The 23762-nt window shown below is 69.0% G+C and carries 22 protein-coding genes; 10 read left to right on the top strand and 12 right to left on the bottom strand.

The genetic code is table 11. The features are described from left to right. Positions 1-60: 60 nt before the first annotated feature. Together AC08OV_RS08985 and AC08OV_RS08980 are read right to left on the bottom strand one after the other, a co-directional pair. The gene (locus AC08OV_RS08985) at positions 61-513 is read right to left on the bottom strand and encodes a phage holin family protein (RefSeq protein ID WP_476613810.1); all 453 of its coding nucleotides are present in this window, start codon (positions 511-513) and stop codon (positions 61-63) included. Between the two features lie 264 nt (positions 514-777). After that, on the bottom strand, positions 778-1662 hold the full coding sequence (locus AC08OV_RS08980; protein ID WP_476613809.1) for an alpha/beta fold hydrolase: 885 nt from the start codon (positions 1660-1662) through the stop codon (positions 778-780). Between the two features lie 1851 nt (positions 1663-3513). Between AC08OV_RS08980 and AC08OV_RS08975 the strand changes: the two genes are divergently transcribed. Genes AC08OV_RS08975 through AC08OV_RS08960 form a run of 4 tightly spaced genes read left to right on the top strand, consistent with a single transcriptional unit; the run spans position 3514 to position 8081 of the window. Beyond that, the gene (locus AC08OV_RS08975) at positions 3514-4644 is read left to right on the top strand and encodes a DegT/DnrJ/EryC1/StrS family aminotransferase (RefSeq protein ID WP_476613808.1); all 1131 of its coding nucleotides are present in this window, start codon (positions 3514-3516) and stop codon (positions 4642-4644) included. Positions 4645-4646: 2 nt separating this feature from the next. Further along, positions 4647-5624 (top strand): NAD-dependent epimerase/dehydratase family protein, encoded by a 978-nt coding sequence (locus AC08OV_RS08970; protein WP_476613811.1) that lies wholly within the window; start codon positions 4647-4649, stop codon positions 5622-5624. Positions 5625-5626: 2 nt separating this feature from the next. Then, on the top strand, positions 5627-6934 hold the full coding sequence (locus AC08OV_RS08965) for an MGDG synthase family glycosyltransferase (protein ID WP_476613807.1): 1308 nt from the start codon (positions 5627-5629) through the stop codon (positions 6932-6934). 52 nt (positions 6935-6986) lie between these two features. Further along, positions 6987-8081, top strand: coding sequence for an EamA/RhaT family transporter (locus AC08OV_RS08960; RefSeq protein ID WP_476613806.1), 1095 nt, complete (start codon positions 6987-6989; stop codon positions 8079-8081). Positions 8082-8354: 273 nt separating this feature from the next. Here the strand turns inward: AC08OV_RS08960 and AC08OV_RS08955 are convergent, their stop codons facing one another. From AC08OV_RS08955 to AC08OV_RS08945, 3 genes are all read right to left on the bottom strand, one after another. Further along, positions 8355-8513: a hypothetical protein gene (locus tag AC08OV_RS08955; protein ID WP_023840144.1), complete on the bottom strand. Its 159-nt coding sequence runs from the start codon at positions 8511-8513 to the stop codon at positions 8355-8357. A gap of 983 nt (positions 8514-9496) precedes the next feature. Continuing rightward, the gene (locus AC08OV_RS08950; protein WP_462189178.1) at positions 9497-9739 is read right to left on the bottom strand and encodes a DUF397 domain-containing protein; all 243 of its coding nucleotides are present in this window, start codon (positions 9737-9739) and stop codon (positions 9497-9499) included. After that, positions 9736-10596, bottom strand: a complete 861-nt coding sequence (locus AC08OV_RS08945; RefSeq protein ID WP_462189179.1) for a helix-turn-helix domain-containing protein — start codon at positions 10594-10596, stop codon at positions 9736-9738. Before AC08OV_RS08945 ends, AC08OV_RS08950 begins: the two co-directional genes overlap by 4 nt. A 526-nt stretch (positions 10597-11122) precedes the next feature. Between AC08OV_RS08945 and AC08OV_RS08940 the strand changes: the two genes are divergently transcribed. Continuing rightward, positions 11123-11401, top strand: coding sequence for a hypothetical protein (locus AC08OV_RS08940; RefSeq protein WP_476592003.1), 279 nt, complete (start codon positions 11123-11125; stop codon positions 11399-11401). A 281-nt stretch (positions 11402-11682) separates the two neighbouring features. Here the strand turns inward: AC08OV_RS08940 and AC08OV_RS08935 are convergent, their stop codons facing one another. After that, positions 11683-13632, bottom strand: a complete 1950-nt coding sequence (locus AC08OV_RS08935; RefSeq protein WP_476613805.1) for a hypothetical protein — start codon at positions 13630-13632, stop codon at positions 11683-11685. A 337-nt stretch (positions 13633-13969) separates the two neighbouring features. Between AC08OV_RS08935 and AC08OV_RS08930 the strand changes: the two genes are divergently transcribed. Beyond that, positions 13970-14953 (top strand): IS4 family transposase, encoded by a 984-nt coding sequence (locus tag AC08OV_RS08930; RefSeq protein WP_476613804.1) that lies wholly within the window; start codon positions 13970-13972, stop codon positions 14951-14953. Positions 14954-15574: 621 nt separating this feature from the next. Then, a complete protein-coding gene (locus tag AC08OV_RS08925) occupies positions 15575-16477 on the top strand; it encodes a putative protein N(5)-glutamine methyltransferase (RefSeq protein WP_476613024.1) in 903 nt (300 codons plus the stop codon). Positions 16478-16602: 125 nt separating this feature from the next. On the opposite strand, the gene AC08OV_RS08920 is transcribed toward AC08OV_RS08925, so the two are convergent. Both AC08OV_RS08920 and AC08OV_RS08915 read right to left on the bottom strand, forming a co-directional pair. After that, positions 16603-17625 (bottom strand): tyrosinase family protein, encoded by a 1023-nt coding sequence (locus AC08OV_RS08920; RefSeq protein ID WP_476613025.1) that lies wholly within the window; start codon positions 17623-17625, stop codon positions 16603-16605. A 1-nt stretch (position 17626) separates the two neighbouring features. Continuing rightward, positions 17627-18031, bottom strand: coding sequence for a hypothetical protein (locus tag AC08OV_RS08915; protein WP_476613026.1), 405 nt, complete (start codon positions 18029-18031; stop codon positions 17627-17629). Between the two features lie 466 nt (positions 18032-18497). Here AC08OV_RS08915 and AC08OV_RS08910 point away from each other — a divergent pair, with 466 nt between their 5' ends. After that, entirely contained in the window at positions 18498-18638 is a 141-nt protein-coding gene (locus tag AC08OV_RS08910; RefSeq protein WP_476613027.1) for a hypothetical protein, read from the top strand. Here the strand turns inward: AC08OV_RS08910 and AC08OV_RS08905 are convergent. Further along, positions 18635-19051 (bottom strand): type II toxin-antitoxin system VapC family toxin, encoded by a 417-nt coding sequence (locus tag AC08OV_RS08905; protein WP_476613028.1) that lies wholly within the window; start codon positions 19049-19051, stop codon positions 18635-18637. The two genes, AC08OV_RS08910 and AC08OV_RS08905, sit on opposite strands and share 4 nt — an antisense overlap. Beyond that, positions 19051-19347: a type II toxin-antitoxin system Phd/YefM family antitoxin gene (locus AC08OV_RS08900; RefSeq protein ID WP_476613029.1), complete on the bottom strand. Its 297-nt coding sequence runs from the start codon at positions 19345-19347 to the stop codon at positions 19051-19053. The genes AC08OV_RS08905 and AC08OV_RS08900 overlap by 1 nt, the downstream gene beginning before the upstream one ends. Positions 19348-19611: 264 nt before the next feature. On the opposite strand from AC08OV_RS08900, the gene AC08OV_RS08895 reads away from it, so the two are divergent. After that, positions 19612-20028, top strand: coding sequence for an aldo/keto reductase (locus AC08OV_RS08895; RefSeq protein ID WP_476613030.1), 417 nt, complete (start codon positions 19612-19614; stop codon positions 20026-20028). Positions 20029-20174: 146 nt separating this feature from the next. Here the strand turns inward: AC08OV_RS08895 and AC08OV_RS08890 are convergent, their stop codons facing one another. Together AC08OV_RS08890 and AC08OV_RS08885 are read right to left on the bottom strand one after the other, a co-directional pair. Continuing rightward, positions 20175-21326 (bottom strand): RNA polymerase sigma factor, encoded by a 1152-nt coding sequence (locus AC08OV_RS08890; protein WP_476613031.1) that lies wholly within the window; start codon positions 21324-21326, stop codon positions 20175-20177. Further along, positions 21323-21730 (bottom strand): YciI family protein, encoded by a 408-nt coding sequence (locus AC08OV_RS08885; protein ID WP_476613032.1) that lies wholly within the window; start codon positions 21728-21730, stop codon positions 21323-21325. Before AC08OV_RS08885 ends, AC08OV_RS08890 begins: the two co-directional genes overlap by 4 nt. Before the next feature lie 630 nt (positions 21731-22360). Here AC08OV_RS08885 and AC08OV_RS08880 point away from each other — a divergent pair. Continuing rightward, a complete protein-coding gene (locus AC08OV_RS08880; protein ID WP_476613034.1) occupies positions 22361-23629 on the top strand; it encodes an ATP-binding protein in 1269 nt (422 codons plus the stop codon). The last annotated feature ends 133 nt before the right edge of the window (positions 23630-23762 follow it).

Below are 23762 nucleotides of genomic sequence, written 5' to 3'. Positions count from 1 at the left end.
ACGGGGAGTGGCGACACGGGGTGGTGGGCGGGTGAACGAACCCGCGGTGGTGGGGAGGGACTACCCGCGGCGGCCCTGCGCCCACTGGACGTCCTCGCGCAGCGTCTCCACGGTCTGCGCCGGAGTGGGGTGGACCGCGCGCACGGTGGAACGACCCCTCATGGCCAGCACGGCCGCGACGGCACCGAGGACGACGGTGATGATGAGGGCGGCCCAGCCCAGCGCCATCACCTCACCCAGGCCGAACATGACGGCCAACAGGGCGAAGAGCAGGGCGAAGTAACCGGCGCCGCCCGCTGCGGCGAACATGCGGGCGCCCTTGCCGGCCTTCTTCACCTCTTCGCGCATCTCGGCCTTGGCGAGGGCGACCTCCTGGCGGAACAGCGTGGAGATGTCCGAGACGACGTCGGACACCAGTTCCCCGGTCGATTCGCGGTCCCCGGTCGTGCTCCCGGCGGCCGGCGGGGCCGGCGCGGTCCGGAGAGCCTGGGTGGCATCCGATGAGGTCCGCACCCGTGCACCATCCACGTACGGGGCGCTATCGTCCGGGTAGGGAATACCGGTCGTTCCCGACTGCCGCCGGTGTGCACTCCTCATGGGTTCTCCTCGCGGCTTCTCCTAGCGGGCGTCCGCGTAGCCGCACCCGCAGAACAACGTACGATCTGCGGATTCCCTCGGATCGGCGGCTTAACCCCGGCAGTCGCGCCACCTGGGACGAATTACCGTTTTGTCCGTTTTCCGCTGGGCTTTCGCGCCCGCGACCGGCGCACCCGGTCGTCAGTCCACCCGTTCCTGCGGGGAGGAGTGCTCCCAGTCGGCGAGGATCGTCCGGATCCCGGTAACCAGCAGCAACGGCTGATCGAGCATGACGTGATGGCCGGCGAGCGGGATCTCGATCACCGGTGCCACCCGCCCGAGCAGGTTGTACATCTGGACGCCGATGTCGGGGGTGAGCAGGCCCTTCTCGGCCCGGAAGAGTGCGACCCGGCAGTGCACCTTGCGTAGTACCTCGGGCGACGGGGTCCGGTTGCCGAACACCTTCGGGTCGAACTTCCACGTCCAGCCGCCCTGGACCGACCCGATCGAACCCCGGGCGACGTGATCGATGATGAACGGCAGCACGTAGGGCTGCTCCGGCACCGCCCGGAACCGGGCCAGCGCGTCGGTCGCCGTCGGATACACCCGCAGCGGGCCGAACGCCGTCCGGTCCCGGGCCGCCCGTTCCTCCGGGGTGAACTCCTGCACGGGGGAGTCGACAACGACGATGCCGGCGACCCGGTCCGGGTACTCCGCGGCGGTAGTGATCGTCACCCAGCCGCCCATGCTGTGCCCGATGATGATCGGGGGCGAGGTGACCTCGGCGTGGTCGATGACACCGATCACCTCGGCCGCCCAGGTACTGAGCGAGTAGTCCTCGCGCCGGTCGCTGTCACCGTGGCCGGACAGGTCCAGCGCGATGACGCGGTACTCCCGCGGGATCATCGGCGCGATGTGGTCCCACCAGCCCGCGTGGGCGGCACCACCGTGGACCAGCACGATCGCCGGCCGACTGCCTCCGCCCCAGCAGCGGTAACTGATAGTCGCGCCCGCCACCTCGGTCTCGTGCCGCTCCGGTCGGTGGTCAAGGGCGGCCTCGAACCAGGCCGGTGCTTCATCATCCATCCCAGGTCTCTGCCGTTCGGTTCGTCGGGCGGGTGGCTCCATCGTCGCCGGCCGGCGACGTGTCCCACCCCTGATACAACACCGCCAGGCCTGCGTTCAGGCCGTTCGTGGCCGTGTTGTCGGATTGGCGATGAGACGACCACCGCGGGGCGGCGAGCATGTAATGCTGGACCGGCCTGCGTAGATGCGCTGGCGGTCGACCTGCCTCGGCCGATGCGCAGGACGCCCGACGACGCCGGGTGCGAACGGCGCGTGTGCACTCGGTCCGGCGAGGTGACCGGGTCGGTACCGGAGCCCGGATCCTGGCGGCCCCGTGCCGCGTCACACCCGTTCCCGGGAATGCACGTCGTGCACCACGGGCATCCCACCGCCGCGGATATTCCCGTGACCGCCGCCACTCCCTTCGCTGCACGGGGTGCAGCGAAGCATTCTGATGTTTCCCATGTGCAACAGAACCGGTAATCTAGCCCGAAATTTCGACCTTTCGGGGGACTGCCGGCCGGCCCGGGCGAGCTGCCCGCACCGTTGCACGTTGCTTTCAAGAGAAAAATGTTACTTTTATATTGATGTGGTATAATTCCGGCCCGGACTTTCGGGTCCGGGCCCGACCTCTCCGGTCCGCCGCCTCCGCGCAGGCCGCGTGGTCGTGCCACGCTTGATCACCATCGGGTCGGCGCGGGGCAGCCGTCCCACTGGCTGCTCTACGACACGCGCCGGTGCGAGATCAGTTTCCGGGAGGCGGCATCGTGACCATTCTCGCCCCATGAAGCACATTTCGGTGCAGTTTGGCAAGAGCCGAAGGTGCGGCAACCGTTAGGGACCTTGGTCCCGTCGCGTCCGACAGATGGGGGTCGTACACTTTCACCAAGTCCCGACGAGGCCGTCTACCTGCGTTCCCCCCGTACGTCGGGTGAGACGGCTTCGTCGGGACTACTTGTATCCGGTTGTATCCAGACCGTTCTCAAGCGAACGGCCCTGGTTCGACTGTAGATGATCTTTCCTTGGTCGCTCACTCCGGCTGGGTGATTTCTCGACGGCCGATCAGCCCCGGCTGGCCGCGTCCTCCATCCGGTTCATCCGTCTTCAACTGATCGTCGTCCGCGTGCCCACAGGCGTGGTTCGCATGGCGATCAGTATCTGCCGCAGTGCCTGCTCGTTCCCGCCCTGCGTCCTCGGTCGATGTCCTCGGTCGAGGTCGCGGTTCATTGACAGGAACGAAGGGTGGGGTGACATCCGCCGCCTCCGCGGTTACCCGGGTGAGTGTTACTTGGAGTGATGGAGTATCGCGTTGGGTATCGGAGACGCGACGATGCAGGCCTCCCGGCCTTGGCCGTGTCCGGGAAGCGGCTGGCCGGGACCAGTGCCGTAACGACGGTGCCGTAACGACGAGGTCCGGGCGGTCGCGGTACTGGAGGAGCGGGTCTGGGTCGCCGTGGGCGGCCCCGTCGCCGTCGCGGCGAGTGGCGTCGCCATCAATCACCATGTGTCGCGGGTTGGCGGTGATTAGTGACAGGCATCTCTCCTTCATCACAGGAATATCGCCTTGCTGACATATGTGGCTACGTTCAGACAGATGTGGGATGTTTTGTGGGGAGTAGCCGTGGGCTGCAGACATGCCGGCGATCGGGATCGATAGCCTGTTTTGGGCATGTACCGACAAAGCCGATGGTTGCCTCCGTACGGGTCGGAGGGAGCGCGGTGGGTCGCTGGCGGGAGGCCGGCGGAATCCGGAGTCGGTGATGCCGCGAAGGCCGCGGCTCGTCCCGGCCGGGTCCTTCGTCGCGGCGCAGCCGCTATGGGGGCCGGCCGGCTCGCTCGCACGGGAATGACTCGGAAGGTAGGGGTGAACAGGTGCATGTCCCTGCGGCGCGCATCGTCTTCTCACCGGAGGATCGCGCGGAGATCGCATCGGCCGCGACCGAGATCCTAGCCACCGGTGCGCTGACCTTGGGTGTCCATACCGCTGAATTCGAGGCGGCATTCGCCGCGGCTCACGAGGCCCCGTTCGCGGTCGCCGTGAGCAGTGGAACGGCCGCATTGGAGATCATCCTTCGCAGTCACGGTGTCGAAGGCGCGGATGTCGTCGTGCCGACGAACACGTTTGCGGCGACCGCTTTCGCGGTGTTGCGGGCCGGTGCCATGCCGGTTTTCGCGGATGTGAGTTCGGACACCTTTGCCCTGACCGTCCGCAGTGTCGAGGCCGCGGTGACGCCGCGGACCCGCGCCGTTGTCCTGGTCCACATCGGTGGGCTGATCCCGCCGGACGTGGCCGAGTTGCGGGCCTTCTGTGACGATCGAGGCATCGCGCTGGTCGAGGACGCGGCACATGCCCACGGCAGCCGCCACGGTGACGGCCACGCCGGGTCGTTCGGGATCGCGGGAGCGTTCTCGTTCTATCCAACCAAGGTCATCACGAGCGGTGAGGGCGGAATGATCCTCACGTCCGATCCCGCCATTCACGAAGCCGCTCGGATCTATCGTGACCAGGGCAAAGCCGGTTTTCTCGGGAACGTCCACATCAAGCAGGGGTACGCCTGGCGGCTCAGCGAGATGCAGGCGGTCACCGGCCGGGTGCATCTGCGGCATCTCGCCGACTTCCTGGCGACCCGCGCCACCGTAGCCGCGCGGTACGACGCCGCGCTGGACACCCTGGGCACCGTTACCCGCCTGCAGATGCCGCCGGGTGGTCTCTGCAACTACTACAAGTACATTGTCCTGCCCCGCCCCGGGATCGATCGCGGCCGGCTGAAGAAGGAGCTGAAGGAACGCCACGGCGTCTCCCTGAGCGGTGAGGTCTACGAGTCGCCGCTGCACCGGCAGCCAGTCTTCAGTCACTACGCGGTCCGGTCCCTTCCGGTCGCCGAGGACATCTGCGCCCGGCACGTATGCCTGCCCATCCATTCGGACATGACCGAGGTGGAGGCCGACCACGTGGTCGCGTCCTTCGCCGCCGCGCTGCAGAACCTGAGCCTGGACGGATGACGATGAAGATCGCGGTAACCGGAGGGTCGGGTTTCATCGGCAGCCATGTGGTCGACCGTCTGCTCGACGCCGGTCACGACGTTCTCTCGCTGGACGTCGAACACCGGCCGGTCGACCCCCGGGCCAGTTACCAGCAGCTCGACGTGCTTGATCTGCCGGCGGTCACCGCCGCGCTGAGGGGCGTCGAGGCCGTCTTCCACATCGCGGGGATGTCCAATGTGGACTTCGCGTTCGCCGACCCGGTGCGCACCGTGCGGCTCAACGTCGAGGGCACCGGGAACATCTGCGAGGCGGCGCGGCAGGCCGGGGTTCGGCGGGTGCTGTTCGCCAGCACCGTCTGGGTGTACGGGGCGGTCGGTGACCGGGCCGGCTCGGCGCCGCTGACGGAGGACGCCGAGATCACGCTGGGCCGCGCCGGGCACGTCTACACCTCGACGAAACTGGCCGCCGAACTGCTGCTGCACAGTTATCAGCAGACCTACGGGCTGCCGTTCACCATCCTGCGTTACGGCATCCCCTACGGCCCCGGAATGCGTGACGAGCTGGTGCTGGCCCGCTTCGTCCGCAAGGCTCTGAACGGCGAGTCGCTGACGGTGGCCGGCGACGGCCTGCAGTTCCGCAACTACGTGTTCGTCCGGGACCTGGCCGAGGCGCACGTGCTGGCTCTGACCCCCGACGCGGCCAACACCACGCTCGCCCTCGAGGGCAGCGAGTCGGTCAGTGTGCTGGAGATGGCACGGGCCGTCCGGGAGTACTTCCCCGGCACCGCCATCGAACACATGCCTGCGCGCCCCGGGGACTTCCGCGGCCGGGAGATCTCCGCGCAGCGGGCCGCGGAGGTGCTCGGCTGGCGACCGACCACACCCTTCTCGGAGGGTGTCCGGCAGTACATCGAGTGGTATCTGGCAAATCGACGGCCTCCGGCTCAGGTGCTCCCGCCTGTCGGCGACCTCGACGTCTCCGCGGCCTCCTCGGAGTGACCATGGCGCAGATCGGCGGTAGCACGGTGAATGGACCATCCAAAGATGATGTTGAGGTGGGGGTCGGCAGCCCGCCAGCCGTCGGCGAACCGGGGGTTACGGAACGTGTCCTGCCGGGGCCGGCCGCAGCGGGGGGACCGGTCGCCGCCGCACTCCCCGCCGATCCGCGCACGCACGGCGTCGACGCCCGGCCCGCCGGGACGCCGACGCGGCGGGGCTCCGCGCTGCTGCTGTCGGGCTCGCTCGGGATGGGCCACGACGTGATGGCGCAGGCGTGCGGCGCGTCGCTCACCCGGCGCGGGTTCACCACCCGGACCGCCGACAGCCTGCGCATGCTCGGTGGGCGTAACGGCTCCCGGGGGGAGAAGGTCTTCCGTGGCATGATCGCCGTTCCGGGCCTGTATGACGCCGTGCACTTCTCCCAGATGAGAACCGGTGGCCGGCTCGCCCAGGCCATCGAGAGGACGTCGAGCCGGTTCGTCGTCCCGGCATTGCGCGAGGAACTGGCCGCTCAGCCGACCGATCTCGTGATCTCGATCTTCGCTACCGGAGCCGCGGCGACCAGCCGGGTCAAGGCCGAGTTCCCCGGCCTGGTGACGGCGGTGTTCTCCACCGACTGCTGCGTGCACCGGCTGTGGGTACACGACAACACCGACCTCTACCTGGTCACCTCGCAGACCGCCGCCCGGTACGTGCGGCGGTTCTCGCCGAACGCGCTGATCTCGGTGGTCCCGACCCCGGTCCGGGAACCCTTCTACGACCCGCCGACTCAGGAGGAGGCGCGGGCCGCGCTCGGTATCCCCGCGGACGCTCCCTGCGTGCTGCTGATGTCCGGCTCCTGGGGGCTGGGACCGTTGGTGGAGGGTGCCGCGGCCATGGCCGCGGCGGGCATCTACGTGCTTGCGGTGGCCGGCCGCAACCAGCGGTTGGCCGCGCGGTTGACGGCTCTGTCGGAACGGCAGCACAAGGTCATCCCGTTCGGCTTTACCGATCGCGTCCCGGCGCTGATGGCGGCGAGCGACCTGGTCGTCACGTCGTCCGGGGACACCTGCAGCGAGGCTCGGGTGATCGGACGGGACCTGCTGCTCATCGACGTGGTGCCGGGGCATGGCCGGGATAACCTTCAGAAGGAACTCGAGCGAGGTCGTGCCGAGGTGACGAACACCGACCCGGTGTCGTTGACCAGATCCGCGCTCGCGTGCCTTGACCGGGTCAAGCCACCGTCGGACCGGGTGGCGATCGGCCCGCACGCGTGGGAGCAGGCATTCGGGGCGGCTCTGGCGCAGATCGGTTTCGGCACGGACTGGTGAGGCAAACCCACGGTTCGGGACGGATCCTGAGGGCCATGATGTTGGACGGGACATGAGCAGAGCCCTGGTGATCGGTCTGCCGACCGCGGTCGTCTCAGCGGCTCTCTACGGGATCGCGCCGCTCGTCCAGGCCCGTGCTGCCCGCCGGGAGGAGGAGAGCTCGGGGCTGGGGCTTGCGCTGCTGGCCCGACTGGTGCTGCGCCCCCTGTGGCTGATCGGCCTTGCCGTGGAGGCGGGCTCGTTCCTGCTGGAGGTGTATGCCCTGTCCGTGGCCCCGGTGGCGATGGTCGCCCCGGTGATGGCCCTCGACATGATTGTCTTCACCCTGCTGGCGCAGCGGGTGCTCGGCGAGAACATCAGCCTGACCGGCTGGCTGGGCGTGGTCGCGATGGTCGGCGGTATCGGCCTGCTCGCCTTCGCCTTCACGCACCGAGCGGAGGTCGGCAGCTCGGCCAGCACCGATGTCCTGCTGGCCTTCCTCGTCCTCGGTCTGATCTTCGCGCTGCTCTGCGCGTCCCTCGCCAACCTGGCCGTGGTGCGGGACATGGTCGCGGGCGCCGCGTTCGGATTCGGGGCCGCGGCCGGGGTCAGCTACGCCATCGCCACGCTGGCGACCCGCCAGATCGGCCTGGCGGTGAACGAACGACGTGAGGGGCAGTCCACGCTGGTGGACCTGCTCACCACCCCGACGCCCTACGTCCTCGTGCTGTTCTCCGTGCTGGCGCTCGGTCTTCAGCAGCGTGGCCTGCAGGGGCGCGCCGCCGTCATCGCCTTCCCGGTGACCAGCGGGGTCTCCGCCTTCCTGCCGGTGACCCTGGGCCTGACGCTGTTCAACGAGCCGGCGCCCGACGGCGTCCGCCGCGTGGCGTTCATCGTCGCGATGGTGCTGGTCGCGGCCGGAATCGCCGCTCTCGGCCGCGATCGGATGGCGGCAGACCGGTCCGTGGGCGAACTTGAGAGCGTGCTGCGGCCCACCCCCGACGACCGCCGATTGGAGGACGGCGTCGTCCCCCTGGACGGCCGGCCGGAGGTGGTCGGGCCGTCGGATGCGGAGCCGGGGCAGTCGGCGAGGGCCCGGGACGAAGCGGCTTCTAGCGCTCGTACTGGCACGGTTGTTTACCGTAGCGGCATGTCGAAGAACTTATAGTGATGCGCCGTGTGCTTTCGGTGAGATAGTCGTCGTGGCCGGCCGCTCGGGTTCACCCCCCGATCGCCCGGGCGCCCGGCCGTCTCCCGCTTGCCCGCCTTGCACGTTCCCCGCATCGCGCATCCCCTCGCGCCTCCCCACCGCCCAGGTTTGCTGCCCGACCCGGAGCAGAGCAGGCACGGACCGGGCGATCAGGATCTCCTCCGGTCGAGGTTTCCTCCGGTCGGGTCGTCGAGACGCCGCCAGCCGCATCTCGACGACCCGACTGGCTCGTCAGACCCCGAACCGCTGGAGGGCCTTGCGCACCCGCAGGTTCGCCTGCGCGAAGGAGATCTTTCCGTCCACGTAGGCCGACAGCGCCGCGCGGCGGACACGCTCGACGCGCTGATCTTCAATCGGAGTGTTGAGTAGGTTGGTCGTGGCGGTGGCCACGGCAATCACCTCCCAGTGGCAGGGAAACAGGGCACTGCAACTCGCGGGTGACCTCGGACGGCACACCGAACCGGAAGGCGGGGAACGAGGCGACGATGCCTCGGCCGATCCTTTCGACGTGAGGTCGATCCGAGATCGGAGATGAGCGGATGGACCTGGAGAGCGGGCGGACGCTGCGCTGCGCCGCCTCGCTAGGAGGGCGAGGGGATGGCGGCTCCGCGCTCCGCCCGCCCCGGCTGACCGAGGACCCGGGCAGGTGCGTTATGGCGCCGCACGCGGGTAGCCGTATTGCCACATATGGTCACAGCGACTGCCCTCCTCCGCGTTGGGCGGGCGCTCGACGCCCGCGTGGCCCGTCCCGGTCGGGTGGAGGTGACCAGACGCCGACCCGCCGGGCTGTGACGGGAGACCGCAGGTGCCTTGTCACCCGATCGCCTCGCGGCGAGTGACGCACTGCCGTATCCACATCACGTTACAGTCATGTAACGACCGTGACGGGACGAACGCCCGGACAACGAAGCCCGACCGAACATCTATAAGAGTGCGCGACCGGGAGGCATTGCGCAAGAGCCAACCGGCTCGTGGCGAGGCTTCCTGAACAGGCATCTCGGCCCCTCGGCCGGTGGAACGATGCCGTTGATCGAATCGTCTCCGCCTGGCGGGTCCGGCCCGGCGCCGGTCCTGGTCCCAGTCTGAAACACCAGGGCGGTGCATCCTGGCCCGGGCATCCCGGCCCGGGTAGGGGTTGACCGAGGATCATCCGGTCACCGGCGTGATCGGCGGGGTTACGGCCACCGGAGCGATAGGCATCGAACCGTGGAGGAGAGTCGAAAGCGGCGGGCCCGGTCCCGGTCGCGACGTACCGGAGCGACCGGGACCGGGCCGAGGCCGACCAGCGGCGGTCTCGTTCTTTTCCGATGGGATTTTTCGGTGGGGGCGGGACATCCCGCCCCCATTCCCCCGGATCAGGGCCGGACGGTGGTTCAGCCCGGGATGATCCGGCTCCGGTCGAACTCGCCGTCCCGCGCGCCGGCCAGGAACGCGTCCCACTCGGCCGCCGAGAAGGCGAGCACCGGCCCGGTCGGGTTCTTCGAGTCGCGGACGGCGACGCCCCCGCCGAGCGCCGCGACCTCCACACACATACCGCCCGCGCCGTTGCTGTAGCTGCTCTTGCGCCAAGCCGCCCCGATGACATTGTCGATGATCGGCTTCATATATCTGGTCATTTCATTTCCTCTGCGACCGAGAGTATCATCTGGATGGACTCCTCCGGCCGCAGGGCTGCCGCCAGAAGATGATCCAGCTTCACTCTATAGCGCCTGACTTCGGAGGGGCGCTCAATATAGAGGCTTCCGGCCGCTTCCTCTATATAGACCACTTCGTTGTCTCCCGACTCGGGGAATCCGAGTATCGAGAATGTGCTTCCCAGGCTGGCATGCGCGCCCACGGAGAAGGGAAGCACCTGGATTGTCACGTTCGGCAGTTCGGACTGTTTGGCGAGGAACTCGAGTTGGCTTCGCATGATGGCTCTGCCGCCGATTGTCCGGCGTAGGACCGCCTCGTCCAGAATCACCCAGAGGCGAGGATGATCGGCGGCGGTGAGCCGGCGCTGCCGGTCCAGCCTGAGCGCGATCTTGCGTTCGGCCTCGTCCTCGCTCACCTCCGGATCGTCGGCTCGGATGACGTGCCGGGCGTAGTCGCTGGTCTGCAGTAGCCCATGGACGAGCTGCGATTCGTAGACCGAGATCGAGGCGGCGTCGCCCTCCAGGCCGATATAGATCTCGAACCAGGCGGGGACCACGTCGTGGTAGGTATGCCACCAGCCGTGGCGCCGGGACTCGCGGGCCAGGGCCAGCAACGCGTCCCGGCGTTCGTCGTCGGTCACGCCGTAGAGACCCAGCAGGTCGGACACGTCCCGGGTGCGGACCGGCACGCGGCCGTTCTCCATCCGACTGACCTTGGAAACCGAACAGCGCAGCAGCTGGCAGACCTCGTCGACGGAGATGCCCGCCCCCTCGCGGAGTCGTCGTAACTCGGCGCCCAGGCGCCTTCGCCGCACGGTCGGACCGCCGCTCGTGGCCATCGCTCGTCCTTCGGGCTCTTCGGGGTGATGGATGCATCCTGCCACTTGTTCGCCACTCCTCACCCAGGACGCGCATCGCTGGGTAGCGAAACTCTTACAGAAGCTCTTGCAGAAGAGGCGTGCAGGGGTCATGATTACCTTTAGTAGCGATGATGCACCTCAAAGTGAGAGTTTGGGGTAGAGCTGGTTGCGGGGAGACGTCGATGGTCATCGCGCAGGGTCCGGGATGTCGGTAGGGAGACCGCGCCGAGACACGGTGCCCCGCACCTGTGGTGCCTCCATGCCCGGCGGCCGCGTCGCCGGTCCCGCATGTGTCGACGCCGTCAGGCGTCAACCGTCAGGCGTCAACCGCCAGCCGCCGGTTCCGGGTGAGTGGATGACGATCCTCGCCCGGAGCCGGCCATCTCGCCGTTGTCCGCCGCGCTGTCCCCGTCGTGCGGCTGTGCGCGGGGGGATTTCTTCCGCGGCGGCTCCGGCGGGCAGATCCACGCTCATCATTATCGGATAATCACCGAAAGGCGCGACAATGAAGACTCGCCAATTCCAGGTTTACGACGGCGATGGCGAACTGGTAGCCACCTTCCCGGAATGGGAGGCGGCGCACAACTGGGCTCATCTGCGCGCGAATGAGCCGGTGACCTCGCGGCCCGTGCAGATCGAGGATCGGGTCGAACGCCGTACCTGGACGATTGAGGCGGACCACTGCCGGCTGACCGTGTGGCGGCGACGGGTCGAGTACGGATACTGCGGGCGTGGCGACCTGCGACATGCCGCTACCGCTCGTAAGCACGCCCGGGCGTCCTGAGCCGGTCCACTCGTAGCTGCTGGTGACTCCCGCCTGCGGGTTGGCGTGGCCCCCGGCCCGATGGTCTCCCCACCTGGTCCAGACGGAGACCGGTGAGGACTTCGTCGGTCACCCGGTCAACCGGCTGCTGTGGACCGCGATGTACGTCTCCGTCGCCGCCGCCCGGGGTCGGGCGGGTCGAATACCGCCCGACCCCGGGCGGCGGGGCGGCGTTCCGCATCGTCCTGCCCGGTCCGTCACAGCCCGACTGACCCGTTCACCTTCGCTCTCGCGACCTCCGGCTACCCCGGATCTACCACGAGGGCCTGGAAGTCCCGCAACGTCGGCGCACCGGGATGTCCGCAGCCGCGCATTATGGCGAGCAGCTCCGCGAAGTCCATGCCGGCCAGGTCGCCGGCCATCTCCCTGATCTGTTCGCGGACGACCTCAGGCCCGCCCATCTCCAGCAGTTGCAGGAACCCTTCGGTCATGACCAGTGCCTGCTCCCGATCGGTGAGGTCCTCCGGCTGCAGGGCGCCCCGGTCGAGCAGGGCCGTCACCGCGAGCGGGGCCAGTACCGGGTCGTCGCGCAGCCCGCCCAGGAGTTCCGCCCCGGCCGGCACCGCCGAGGTGAGCACGTTCAGCATCGCCGCAGCCCTGGTCCGGAACGGGCAGACCCGCACCGCGTCCAGCAGCGGCTCGACGTCACCGCCGTGCCCGGCCAGCCAGTTGGTGATCTCCGCGTTACCCGTCTCCCGGGTGTAGTGCTCAGCGATCACACCCAGCAGTTCGGCGGGCTGTGCGGTTGCCAGGTCGCCGACGAGGCCGGCCTCCCGTCCCTCGGCGAGCAGCCGCCCACGCATGGCCCGGGTGCCCAGCGCGGTCAGCGCCACCAACTCGGTGGGCTGGGCGAGCTCCGCGCGCAGGCGGGCCGCCGCCGGGCCGGAAATCGACCGCTCCACCGCGAATGGCGTTTCGACGTCGTCCGCGAGAGTGGCGATGAACTTCTCGTCCGCGAGCCCGCGCGTCCTCTCCACGGCGCCCAGCGCGGCCAGCACATCGAACACACGTTTGATGTCTCTCCCGAGGTGTGTTCGCCAACCGCCCTGCTGCAGGGGGCTTCCGGCGTCGACGCGGAACTGCTGCCGGCACGACTGCCACACCGCCTCCTCCAGGCACGCCATCGGCATCGGATCCGGCAGGCTGTAGATCGTGTTGAGCATGTCCGGGACCGCCTCGGCGTATACGTCGTACAGCAGGGAGGTGCCACTGCCCGTCCAGATCGGCAGACACACCGCGTCCCGCAGCTCGAAGAACGTCTCGAATGCCCGCTGCCACAGTGCCTCGGCGTCCTTGAGTAGCGGCCGCGCCTTGGCCACCGCCACCAGCTTCGTCCGGCTGACCCGCACCAGGCGGGCCTTCTTCGCCCAGGTAAAGATCAGGTTGAGGTGGGGCAGCTCGGCGGTGCTGCGTACCCGCAGGCCCTGCTCGCCGGTATCGAGAAGGTCGACAAGCTCACGCGCGTCGGCCGGCCTGAGATTTCCGGCGGCTGTCACCGGCCGACCATCCGTGCCGACCCAGGCGACGAACGCGCGAAGCTGCCCCACGACCCGGCTGCGCCCGGCCGCCTCCGCGAGTTCCTCCGCCGGCGGCAGACTGACCGGGAGCTGGGCGATGGTCCGTTCGGGTACCGGACCCGGGTAGGCGAACTGCCCGCTCATCAGCTGGTCCAGCAGGTCGTCGTCAGGGCCGGCCAAGCCCGCCAAAACGTGCTTGAAGTGCTCGGGCACGGCCGGCGGGATGATCTCTACCACGGTGTCGCGGACCGTCATATCCCAGAATTTCGGAATCCCCCGACGATCCGGGTCTGCCAGTGCGGCCGGGAACTCCGCCGCGGCCCGCACGATCGCCGCCTCGTTTTCCTCCACCGAAGCGCCCCGCGGGTCCCGGAGCCCGGACTCCGCCATGAACCTGAGCAGCGTCCGCAGGGACGGCGGGGCGTCCGCCAGCTCCTCGGGATCAGCCGCCACATACCGGGGGATCCATTCTAGGAGGAACCGACGCACATGAGCAGGTGTCCACAATGCCAGCCGCCCGTCGGTGCTCAGCTGCCGCGAATCCAGCGCGGCCTCCAGGACCAGCGGATTCGCTGGCAATCCTCGCGCCCGCGCCCATGTCTCGCACCGGTGGACCAGCAGCTCCTGCCCGGCCTTGAACTCCTCCTGCTGCTCGATCTCGTAGAACGTACGCATTTGTATTGCCGCTCTCTCCCGGAAAGCCTGACCAGTCAACGCTACCGGTCAGCCGCGACCGACCAGCCAGCGGTGACCGCAGGGCGTGGAGAGGCAATGCCACTTAGCCTAAGTTGATCTCTGTTGTCCCGGTGTGTCGGTGCTGGGTGTTCTGCCTGGTTGACGGCATGATCGCGGGCTGTGGCGGATGATGGCCCGGTGGCGGGCGGCCGGCTGTCGGACTGGATCTCGCTGGGTGTGCTGACGTCGTTCGTGTCGCGGGACGCGGTCGATGAGGCGATCGAGGTGACGGGGAAGGGCGCGCCGGGCGGGTGGGAAGATCCCGCCGCGGGTAGCGGTGCTGTTCGTGATGGCCTTGGCGCTGTTCGCGGACGAGGACTATGAGCAGGTCGCGGCCCGCCTCGCGGGGACGCTCGCGGACCTGGACACGATCGGGGCGTTCCTGCGGACCTGGCGGCTGATGAGCATCGACGGGCTGGAGTTCGACGTGGCGGCGTCGAAGGAGAACGTCGCCGCCTTCGGCCTGCCCGGCTCGCCCGGCCCGGACGCGCCGGCGGCGTTCCCGAAGGTGAGGGCGGTGACCGTGACCGAGAGCGGGTCGCGCGCGCCGGTGCTCGCCGCGCTCGGCCCGGCCGGCGCGGGTAAGGCGTCCGGGGAGCAGACCCTGGCCCGGGCGCTCTACCGGAAACTGGAAGCCGACTGGCTGCCGCTCGCGGACCGCAACTTCTTCAACTGGGCGGACTGGTGCACGGCCGCGGACACCGGCGCCGCGCTGCTGTGGCGGGTCAAGGCGAACCTGCGCCTGCCCCCGCTGCGCGCGCTGGGTGATGGTTCCTACCTGTCGGTCCTGGTCAGCCCGAAGATCACCGGGAAGAGGCGGGACGCGCTCGTCGAGGCCGCCCGGACAGGTGAGCCCCTCGACCCGGGGAAGGCCCGACTGGTCCGGGTCGTCGAGTACGACGTCCCCGACCGTGACGGCGACGGCACGGGCGAACTGATCGCCCTGATCACCACCATCCTCGACCCGCGGGAGGCCACCGCGACCGCCCTGGCCGGGGCGTATCATCACAGATGGGAACATGAAACCGCGAACCGGCAGGTCAAGACCTACCTGCGTGGCCCCGGCAAGGTCCTGCGCTCGAAGTCACCCGACGGCGTCTACCAGGAGATCTGGGGCTACCTGCTCACCCACCACGCGATCGCCGCCCTGATCTGCACAGCCGCGACCGCCGCCGGGATCGACCCCGACCGGGTGAAGTTCAAACGCACCGTGAGAGTCATCCGCCGGCAGGTCACCGACCCGCCGGCCTTTTCTCCCTGACCAGCGGCGCGCCGCCCTCGACCAGATCATCACCGAGATCATCCGGCCCACGAAACTCAACGAACACCGCGAACGCACCTACCCCCACGTCGTCCGACGCGCCGCCCCGAGCCGCTTCCCCGTCAAGAAACCCGACCAGCGCGGCACCCGCCACCCCGCCCCACCCACGATCAGGCTCGCCAACCCCATAAAACCCCAGGCAGCAGCTTGATCAACTTAGGCTAAGAATTCGTAATGAAGTAAGTAATGCAGGCCAATATGCGTCTTCGCGGGTCACGGGCTCGCGAGGGCCCCGAAGTGAACAAGTTATTTCATTCCGAATCCTAAGTGGCATTGCGTGGAGAGGGCATGGAGCGCATGAACGTGAGTGCACGGACGATCGAGGTGAGGCCCGCCGGGAGGGTGGTGAGCGATGAGCGGATCTTCCGTTCGCCGGGGTGACGGCCCGCGGCGAGCCGGATCAGATAGCTCGGGTAGGATGGCCGTTGCCACAGGCGATCGTCTTGAGGAGGTGAGACCCATTTCCGCTGTGTCAGGGTGGGTGCTCTCCTCCCGCGGTCGCGCGGTTCGCTCGAAGTAGGCGATCGGGAGGGTGCCCTTCGGCATCCCGAAAGGCTTCCCGTGTCGACATCCGGCCCTTCTTCTTCCTTTCTCCCCTCTTCTCGCCCGTCTTCCTCACCATCTTCGCCCCTGCCGTGGTCCGTCGTCGTCACGAGGCTGCGGGCCGCCGGCTGCGTCTTCGCCGAGGACGAGGCGCGGCTGCTCGTCGATGCGGCCCGGACCCCGGGCGAACTCGCCGCGATGGTGCAGCGGCGCGTCGCCGGCCTGCCCTTGGAACACGTGCTCGGCTGGGCGGAGTTCCACGGCCTGCGGATAGCCGTGGACCCCGGGGGCTTCGTGCCCCGCCGCCGCACGGAGTTCCTCGTCGATCAGGCGGTCGAACGGGTCGCCGACCGGTCCCGGCCGGTCACCGTCGTCGATCTGTGTTGTGGCTCGGGGGCGGTGGGGGTCGCGCTGGTGGCGGCCCTGCCCGGGATCGAGGTGCACGCCGCCGACGTCGAACCGGCCGCGGTGCGGTGCGCCCGCCGCAACCTCGCCTCCGCCGGTGGCCGGGTCTACGAGGGTGATCTTTACGAGCCGCTGCCAGCCGTCCTACGGGGCCACGTGGACCTGCTGGCCGCGAACGCCCCCTATGTACCCACCGACGCGATTGAGCTGATGCCGCTGGAGGCTCGCGAGCACGAGCCGCGGGTGGCGCTCGACGGCGGGGCGGACGGGCTCGATGTTCTGCGGCGGGTGGCCGCCGAGGCGCCGCGGTGGCTGGCCCCGGGCGGTCACCTGCTGGTCGAGACCGGCGAGCGGCAGGCAGCGTCGATCGTCGAAGCCACCGCCCAGGCCGGCCTGATCCCCACGGTCGCCGGTTCCGCCGACCTGAACGCCACCGTCGTCATCGCGACCAGGCCGGCCGCGGCTCCCGTGTCCGCGGTGAGCGCGGCATCCGGACAGCCGCCGTCAGTCGGGTAGGCCCAGCCCTCGTCCGCGGCTGCCCGCGGAAAGGCCGCGGGCAGCCGGATGCAGCCGGATGCAAATGGACCGAAGCCGTCCTCGGTGAATCCCCGGGACCTGCTCGTCGGTCAACAGGCGATGTTTCAGGGCAGGACGTCGTAGGTGTAGGTGCCGGTCATGTCGAGCACGCTGCGGGGGGTCGCCGGCGTGCTCGACGTGCTCGACGGGGCGAACGGGGAGACCAGCGGGTCGTCGATCCGATGGCCGAGGAGGCTTGCCGGGGCGGTCATGTCCGGCTGGTACACGCGGCCGTGACGCCGCATCCAACCCTCCCAGACGCGGTCGACGTTGCAGTGGTGCACGAAGAAGACCGGGTCGTTGGGGGACGACGCCAACGACATGTCCCTGCCCCCGCCGACCCAGCGGTGGACCTGGTTGTGCAGTCCGGTGCCGATGAAGCCTTCGAGACGGTTGCGGAACCCCCGCGAACTCACGTTGAAGGGAGCCTCGTCGTAGCTCGCGAGTGTCGGATCGGCGACGGTGTCGAAGGCTGCGGTGAGGTCGGCGTTGCTCGGCAGGATCGACGATCCGAACGTGGCGCTGCCGAATCTCCGCCGCACGCCGCGTTCGATAACCTGCTGGAGCGCGCCGCTGCTGCTGGTGGAGATCCGTACCCGGAAGCTGGTCGGGTCGGCGGGGTCGAAGAAGAACGCACCGCCGGGGATCGGGGTGCCCTGGCCCCCGAAACCGTCCGGGGTGTTCCGCCACAGCGCCGAAGCAGCGGGGTTCGGTGCCGTGCCGGGAGCGGAGGGTGTCCCGTCGCGCGCCCAGTCCCAGTACGGCAGCCCGAAGTTCGGGTCGCCGAGAACGCGCTGGAGGTGCACTTCCAGCCAGCCAAGCATGACTCGGTGCCAGGGCAGGAAGACGGGGCCGGCGTGCGCGGCGTTGCGGTTGCTCGGTGACCCTCCCGGGGGGACGGGGGTGTTCATCGCGATGACATGCCAGATGACGAACAGGTCGTAGGTCCGTACCGGTCGGCTCGGACCGGGGAGGCCGAACTGATTCGTGCGCAGCGTCGTAGGTTCGTGTTTGAGGAGCTTGATTCCGCGAATGTAGGCCTTTCTCGCGTCGTGGTCGAGAAGGATGTCGCGCCGGACGACCGCCATGTCATGCCCCTTCCGGGAGTTCGCCGTGGGCGCCGTGGGCGTCATGGTGATGGTGCTCGCCCGGACCGCCGTGCGGGCCGTGGTCGTCGCCCGAGGCTCCGGGGGAGAACTCCTCGGGGAAGGCGGTGATGATCAGGCGTACCAGGTCGACGACCGAGGGGATCTGATAGTTGGGCAGGCCGTGGCAGTGTGCCGTGCCGTCTTTGGAAACCCCAATGTGGACGTTCAATGGCCGGCCGTCGACGGTGATCTCGTAGGTGGTCGTGATGACGACGTGGTGACCGTCGAAGTCGTCCTCGCGGATACTGCGGGCCGGGTCGCCATGTACGTGTTCCGGCCGGGGAAGGCTAGCAAGATAGTTGGCGAGAAAGGCGGGATGAGTGACGTCTGTCGGGTCCGGTGGCATGTAGTTCCCCCGAATTCCAGGCGGTGTGGTGAGGTGGTGAGGTGACCAAGAATCCACCGGCGGTATGGGTCTGGCAACGAGGTGTCGTCCAGGCGTCTGTGCGTCACGTGGGCCGGAGACGCCGCGACGTTGCTGGTGCCGGGGGATACGTCAACCTGCCGACCGAGGTGTTATCGGATGGTGGACAGCGCCTTGTTCACGTCTTCGGCGTCGAAATCGACCGGGTCGAACTCGCTGGCGTCCTGCGGGCCCAGCCATCTTGCGACCACGGCTGGTTGGGCTCATGAGTCAATTCTGCTCCCGCCGTCATGGCCGCCCTTCGCAGCCCCGGACAGCGGACCACAGTGTTGGCCTGGAAACAGAGGGGTGGCCGATGTCGCCGACGGGGCTGGCCCGGTGTTCGGTGGCATGATTCTCGTGGGCCGCGCTGCGTCGTGCGCTCTCAGTCGGCGCTACGGGTGATGGCATGAGCCTGCACCTGAGCCAGATCGACGAGGCTGGCGAGCTGCTGACCAACGACCCGTTGGCGCTGCTGATCGGGATGGTGCTGGACCAGCGGGTTGCGGGAAGAACGAACGCGCTGCCGGCCGCCGCTCGAACGATCTAGCGGCCGGCGCCGGGTGACACGGCCGGCAGACCGGATGCGTCAGCGGCTTCGGTGAGGAGCTTGTTGTAGCTGAGGACGACGTCCAGGGAGTCCTTGAGTTCGAGTGCTGTCGCCAGGTGGATCGCGTCGAGGGTGCGCAGCCGGGGCGGTGGAACGCGGGCCGCGTCGGCGAGCAGCGGTGGAGCGATCTGTACAAGATCCACATCGGTCGACAGGAAGGACTCCGCCGGGCCGAGCAGGGCCGGGTTCACCAGGCTGAGCAGCCGGGTCAGTTCGACGGCGAGCAGGACCGAGGAGACGAGACGCAGTGGCTCCTTCTGCTCGGCGAGCCACTGACGAAGGTCACCCGACTCCTTCTCGGCGATGAACACCTTGGCCAGGGCGGATGTGTCGAGATAGATCCGAGTCGGCATCAGCCTTCGCCGCGCAGGTCGGCGAGCCATGAGTCGGTGGAGCGGCCGGTCGGGTTTGCCGCCGGCTCCGGCAGGTGCGCGAGGTTGAACGGACGGGTGGCCTGGCGGATCAGACCGGCGGCGACAAGCTGCTCATAGCGGTCGTCCGCCGCCGGGACGATCCTCGCGACGGTCCTGCCCCGGTCGGTCACCTCGACCGTCTCACCCGCGCGGACCAGCGCGAGCACGCGGGCGGTCCGCTGGGAGAGCTCGCGCATACCCACCCGGAGCCGTCCGTCATCTGCCGCCGCTGTCATACGCTCTACGTTACTACATGTACAGCGCTGCTTTGGAGCTGACGATCTACCCTGGGGCCTGGAATCGGTGCGTACCGAACCTGCGACGATGGCGCGGATGAGCGAGCATGGACGCCACTGCGAGGAACTGATCGCGGATTGCCGCATCCGGGCGGCGACCGATCTGTTCGCCCATACCTGGGACCCCGTCGTCCTAGCGGCCCTTCGCCCGGGCCCCCGTCGGCGCCGCGAGCTGCGTGCCGCAATCGGCGGCATGAGCGACAAGTGCTCACCGAAGCGCTACGCCGGCTGTGTGCCCAGGGCCTGGTGGACCGCCGTGCCTTCGCCCAGTCCCTGCCCGCGCACAGCCGGCTACCCGCCACCGCGGACTACGGCCCGCCTGTGGACGACGAATATCTGTTCGCCGTGGTCGACGCACTCGACGAGATCGCCGCGGAGACTGGTCGGGCCGTGCCGCAGATCGCGCTGAACTGGCTGCTCCAGCGGCCCACGGTGTCCTCCGTCATTATCGGCGCGCGCGACGAGACACAACTCCGGCAAAACCTCGGGGCGGTCGGCTGGTCGCTGAGCACGGGACAGATAGCACGGTTGGACGAGGCCAGTGCCCGCACCGCTCCCTACCCGTACTTTCCGTACCAACGACAGGAGGGTTTCGCCCGGCTGAACCTGTCGCCCGTTTAGAGCTGCGTCCGCCGGTGTCCGCCGGTGTCCGCTGGTGTCCGCCGGTGTCCGCCGGTGGTCTGCTCGGGCGGATGCTCGGCAGGCGGCGGTGGGGACGCTTGCTGCCGCTCAGGATGCAATGCGTGACATAAATCCGAGCGCGACCGTCAGCGGCACCGGCGGGCGTTGAGCCGGGAGGCCTGGCGCGTCAGGTAATCGCGCTCGGCGAGGTTGGGTGCCTTGTGGGCCGCCTCGGCGTACAGCCGTGCCGCCGTCGCCAGGTCGCCGTCGCGCTCGTGGAGGTACGCCGCCACCGCGGCGTGGCGGGGCAGCGAGTCGTCCAGCGCCGCGAGCGCCGCCAGCCCGGCGCGCGGGCCGTCGGCCTCGCCGACAGCCACTGCCCGGTTGAGCCGGACGACCGGGCTGTCGGTCAGGCGCGCGAGCTCGTCGTACCACTCGACGATCTGCACCCAGTCAGTCTCCTCGGCGGTGGGCGCGTCAGCGTGGAGTGCCGCGATGGCGGCCTGGGCCTGGAACTCGCCCAGCCGGTCGCGGGCGAGGGCCGCCTGCAGGATTTCGACGCCCTCGGCGATCGACTCAGTGTCCCACCGGCCGCGGTCCTGCTCGGCGAGCGGCACCAGGCTGCCGTCGGGCGCGGTCCGGGTGGCGCGCCGGGCGTGGTGGAGCAGCATGAGGGCGAGCAGCCCCGCCACTTCGGGGTGGTCGACCGCGGCCGCGAGCTGCCGGGTGAGCCGGATGGACTCGGCGGCGAGGTCGACGTCGCCGGAGTAGCCCTCGTTGAAGACCAAGTAGAGGACGCGCAGCACGGTGGCGACGTCGCCGGGCTGGTCGAACCGCACGCCGGAGATGGTGCGCTTGGCACGGCTGATGCGCTGCGCCATGGTCGCCTCGGGCACCAGGTAGGCCTGGGCGATCTGGCGGGTGGTCAGCCCGCCGACGGCGCGCAGCGTGAGCGCGACCGCGGACGGCGGCGTCAGCGACGGGTGGGCGCACAGGAAGTAGAGCTGGAGCGTGTCGTCCACTGCGGGCCCGGGCGCCGGCTCCTCGCTGACGAGGTCCTCACGCCGGCGGCGGGCGGCGTCCGCCCGGGTCGCGTCGAGGAACCGGCGCCAGGCCACGGTGACCAGCCAGCCCTTCGGGTCCCGCGGCGGGTCGGCCGGCCAGACGCGGACCGCCTCGACCAGCGCGTCCTGCATGGCGTCCTCGGCCGCCGCGAAGTCGGCTCCGCGGCGGACGAGGATCCCGAGCACGCTCGGCGTGATGCTCCGGAGCAGGGCCTCGTTTAGCTGAGAGGTCACTCCGTGATGGTGGGCGGCGAGGCCAGGAACGGGCGCACCTCGAGCCACTCGTGGATCGGCTTCCCGCCCGCCCCAGGGGCGGCCGACAGGTTCCCGGCCAGCTCGATGGCGCGCTCGTAGCTGTCGACGTCGATCACCATCCAGCCGGCGATGAGGTCCTTGGTCTCGGCGAATGGGCCGTCGGTGACCGGCGGGCGCCCCTCACCGTCGTACCGGACGAACGTCCCCTCGGGGGCAAGCGCCTGACTGTCGACGAACTCGCCGGTCCCCTCGAGCCGGGCCGCGAAGTCGTTCATGTACTGCACGTGCGCCGAGATCTCCTCCGGCGTCCACTGGTCCATGGGCACGTCGTTGACCGAAGCCGGAGCGCCGCGGTAGTGCTTGAGCAGCAAGTACTTAGCCATCGTGTTTCTCCTCGGTGCTGGTGCGGCCCATTTTGGTCGCGTTCACCGCAGGGACGGAGCCAGCCGCGGGTTCTCGACATCGCCGGTTGCATCCCGAGCGCTGGAGTCTCAGCTGAGCGCCGTCACGACGGCCGTGCTCGTCGCTGTCCGGGAACGCCCGGAGCGGATGCGCGCCGACCGCGACGAAGGTGAGCGGCGAGTGGCCCGCATCGTTGCCCTGGGTCGTCAGATAGCGGCCGCGGTGGTGGTCGACGGCGCGCGACCCGGTCGCGAGCCGTCGGTTCGATGAACTGGTGCGAGTGGCAGGTATAGACGTGGTCGCGGTGACCGAGGAGCACGCGGTTCTCGCCCGGCAGGCGTACCGGGACTTCGGCCGGGGCAGCGGCAGTCCTGCCCGGTTGAACTTCGGTGACCCAGGAACGGGATGGTGCTGGACCAGCCAGTCTCGGAAAGGTGGAGTGGGACGGGACGGTCCGCACCCATCTGACAAGTAGCGCCAGGCTTTGGTCCGCGGCACCGCGTTTGTACCCCCTGCTGCCCTCCGTCGCGGGCTGCCTGCGAGGTCGGATCGGCAGATCCGTGAGCCTGCTATCGGAAGAGTAGAGTATCTGCTGATGGTAGAGTAGAGATGTGGTCGACTATCGGCGTCGTGTCCTCGACGACACACTGGACGCACTTCAGCCGCATCTTCGCGCTCTGTCGATCCACGGGCCGAAGGCGGTGGGCAAGACCGCGACCGCGATGCGGCGCGCAGAGTCGATCATCGATCTCAGCCTTCCCGGCCAGCGTGAGATCATGGCCGCCGATCCGACCGTCCTGACCCGGCTGCCGGGGCCGGTCCTGGTCGACGAGTGGCAGCGCCTTCCCGAGGTGTGGGACCACGTGCGGCGCGCGGTCGACGCCGGCTCGCCGGCCGGTCACTTCATCATCGCGGGCAGTTCCGCACCGCGGGGGGCAGTGGTCCACTCGGGCGCGGGGCGGATCGTGCCGTTGCGGATGCGCCCGCTGAGCATGGCCGAGCGAGACGTCGACACGCCGACGGTGAGCCTCGCCGCGCTTCTCCACGGGAACAGCGATATCGGTGGTGCCACCTCGCTTCGGCTGACGGACTACGTCGAGGAGATCACCGCATCAGGCTTTCCCGCCCTCCGCGGCCTGCCACCGCGGGCGCGTCGAGCCGAGCTGGATGCGTACCTGGACAACGTCGTTCAACGGGAGTTCCCCGAGCAGGGCTACCCGATCCGGCGGCCGACGGTGCTGCGCGCCTGGCTCGCCGCCTATGCCGCAGCCACGTCGACGACGACGGCCTACTCGAAAATCCTGGATGCGGCGACTCCCGGCCTGGGTAACAAGCCGGCCAAGGAGACCACTCTCGCCTATCGTGACGCCCTGTCGTCGCTGTGGTTGCTCGACGCGGTACCGCCGTGGATTCCTACCCGAAACCATCTTGAGCGGCTCGGTCGGTCCCCCAAGCACCATCTGGCGGACCCGGCGCTGGCCGCGCGGCTGCTCGGACTTGACGACTCCGCGCTGCTGCGGGCCGAGCAGGGCAGCACCGTCCTGTCGGCAGGCACGATTCTGGGGGCTCTGTTCGAGCATCTCGCCGCGCTCAGCCTGCATACCTACGCCGAGGCCGCCGAGGCCCGGGTAGGTCACCTGCGCACCCAGAACAACGACCACGAGGTCGACCTGATAGTCGAGCACTCGGACGGCCGCGTGCTGGCGGTTGAGGTGAAACTGGCGGACCGGGTCGAGGACTCCGACGTCAGGCACCTGAACTGGCTACGAGACCGCATCGGAGAAGACCTGATCGACGCCCTCGTGATCTATGCGGGTGAACATGCCTACCGCCGACGTGATGACGTCGCCGTGGTCCCGCTGGCACTTCTCGGTCCGTGACCCACTGGGTGGGTGGCGCCGCGGGCGAAAATCGACCAGCGGGTTTCGGAAAGGACGAGCGGAACGGGGCGGTCCGCCCTGCCTGACCGCGTACCGCCTCGGCCCGGCTCGCGGCGGAGCGCGGACGGCCGAG

It is taken from the genome of Frankia sp. CeTa3Moorea (assembly GCF_978021225.1).
The sequence above is the reverse complement of the archived record's forward strand: the minus strand, read 5'-3'. Positions and strand labels throughout refer to the sequence as shown.

Bases quoted from the DNA above. Each gene is read 5' to 3' on its own strand.
- AC08OV_RS08980 (WP_476613809.1), bottom strand. From the start codon at position 1,662: ATGGATGATGAAGCACCGGCCTGGTTCGAGGCCGCCCTTGACCACCGA.
- AC08OV_RS08970 (WP_476613811.1), top strand. From the start codon at position 4,647: ATGAAGATCGCGGTAACCGGAGGGTCGGGTTTCATCGGCAGCCATGTG.
- AC08OV_RS08965 (WP_476613807.1), top strand. From the start codon at position 5,627: ATGGCGCAGATCGGCGGTAGCACGGTGAATGGACCATCCAAAGATGAT.
- AC08OV_RS08960 (WP_476613806.1), top strand. From the start codon at position 6,987: ATGAGCAGAGCCCTGGTGATCGGTCTGCCGACCGCGGTCGTCTCAGCG.
- AC08OV_RS08950 (WP_462189178.1), bottom strand. From the start codon at position 9,739: ATGACCAGATATATGAAGCCGATCATCGACAATGTCATCGGGGCGGCT.
- AC08OV_RS08945 (WP_462189179.1), bottom strand. From the start codon at position 10,596: ATGGCCACGAGCGGCGGTCCGACCGTGCGGCGAAGGCGCCTGGGCGCC.
- AC08OV_RS08940 (WP_476592003.1), top strand. From the start codon at position 11,123: ATGAAGACTCGCCAATTCCAGGTTTACGACGGCGATGGCGAACTGGTA.
- AC08OV_RS08935 (WP_476613805.1), bottom strand. From the start codon at position 13,632: ATGCGTACGTTCTACGAGATCGAGCAGCAGGAGGAGTTCAAGGCCGGG.
- AC08OV_RS08920 (WP_476613025.1), bottom strand. From the start codon at position 17,625: ATGGCGGTCGTCCGGCGCGACATCCTTCTCGACCACGACGCGAGAAAG.
- AC08OV_RS08915 (WP_476613026.1), bottom strand. From the start codon at position 18,031: ATGCCACCGGACCCGACAGACGTCACTCATCCCGCCTTTCTCGCCAAC.
- AC08OV_RS08910 (WP_476613027.1), top strand. From the start codon at position 18,498: ATGAGCCTGCACCTGAGCCAGATCGACGAGGCTGGCGAGCTGCTGACC.
- AC08OV_RS08905 (WP_476613028.1), bottom strand. From the start codon at position 19,051: ATGCCGACTCGGATCTATCTCGACACATCCGCCCTGGCCAAGGTGTTC.
- AC08OV_RS08900 (WP_476613029.1), bottom strand. From the start codon at position 19,347: ATGACAGCGGCGGCAGATGACGGACGGCTCCGGGTGGGTATGCGCGAG.
- AC08OV_RS08885 (WP_476613032.1), bottom strand. From the start codon at position 21,730: ATGGCTAAGTACTTGCTGCTCAAGCACTACCGCGGCGCTCCGGCTTCG.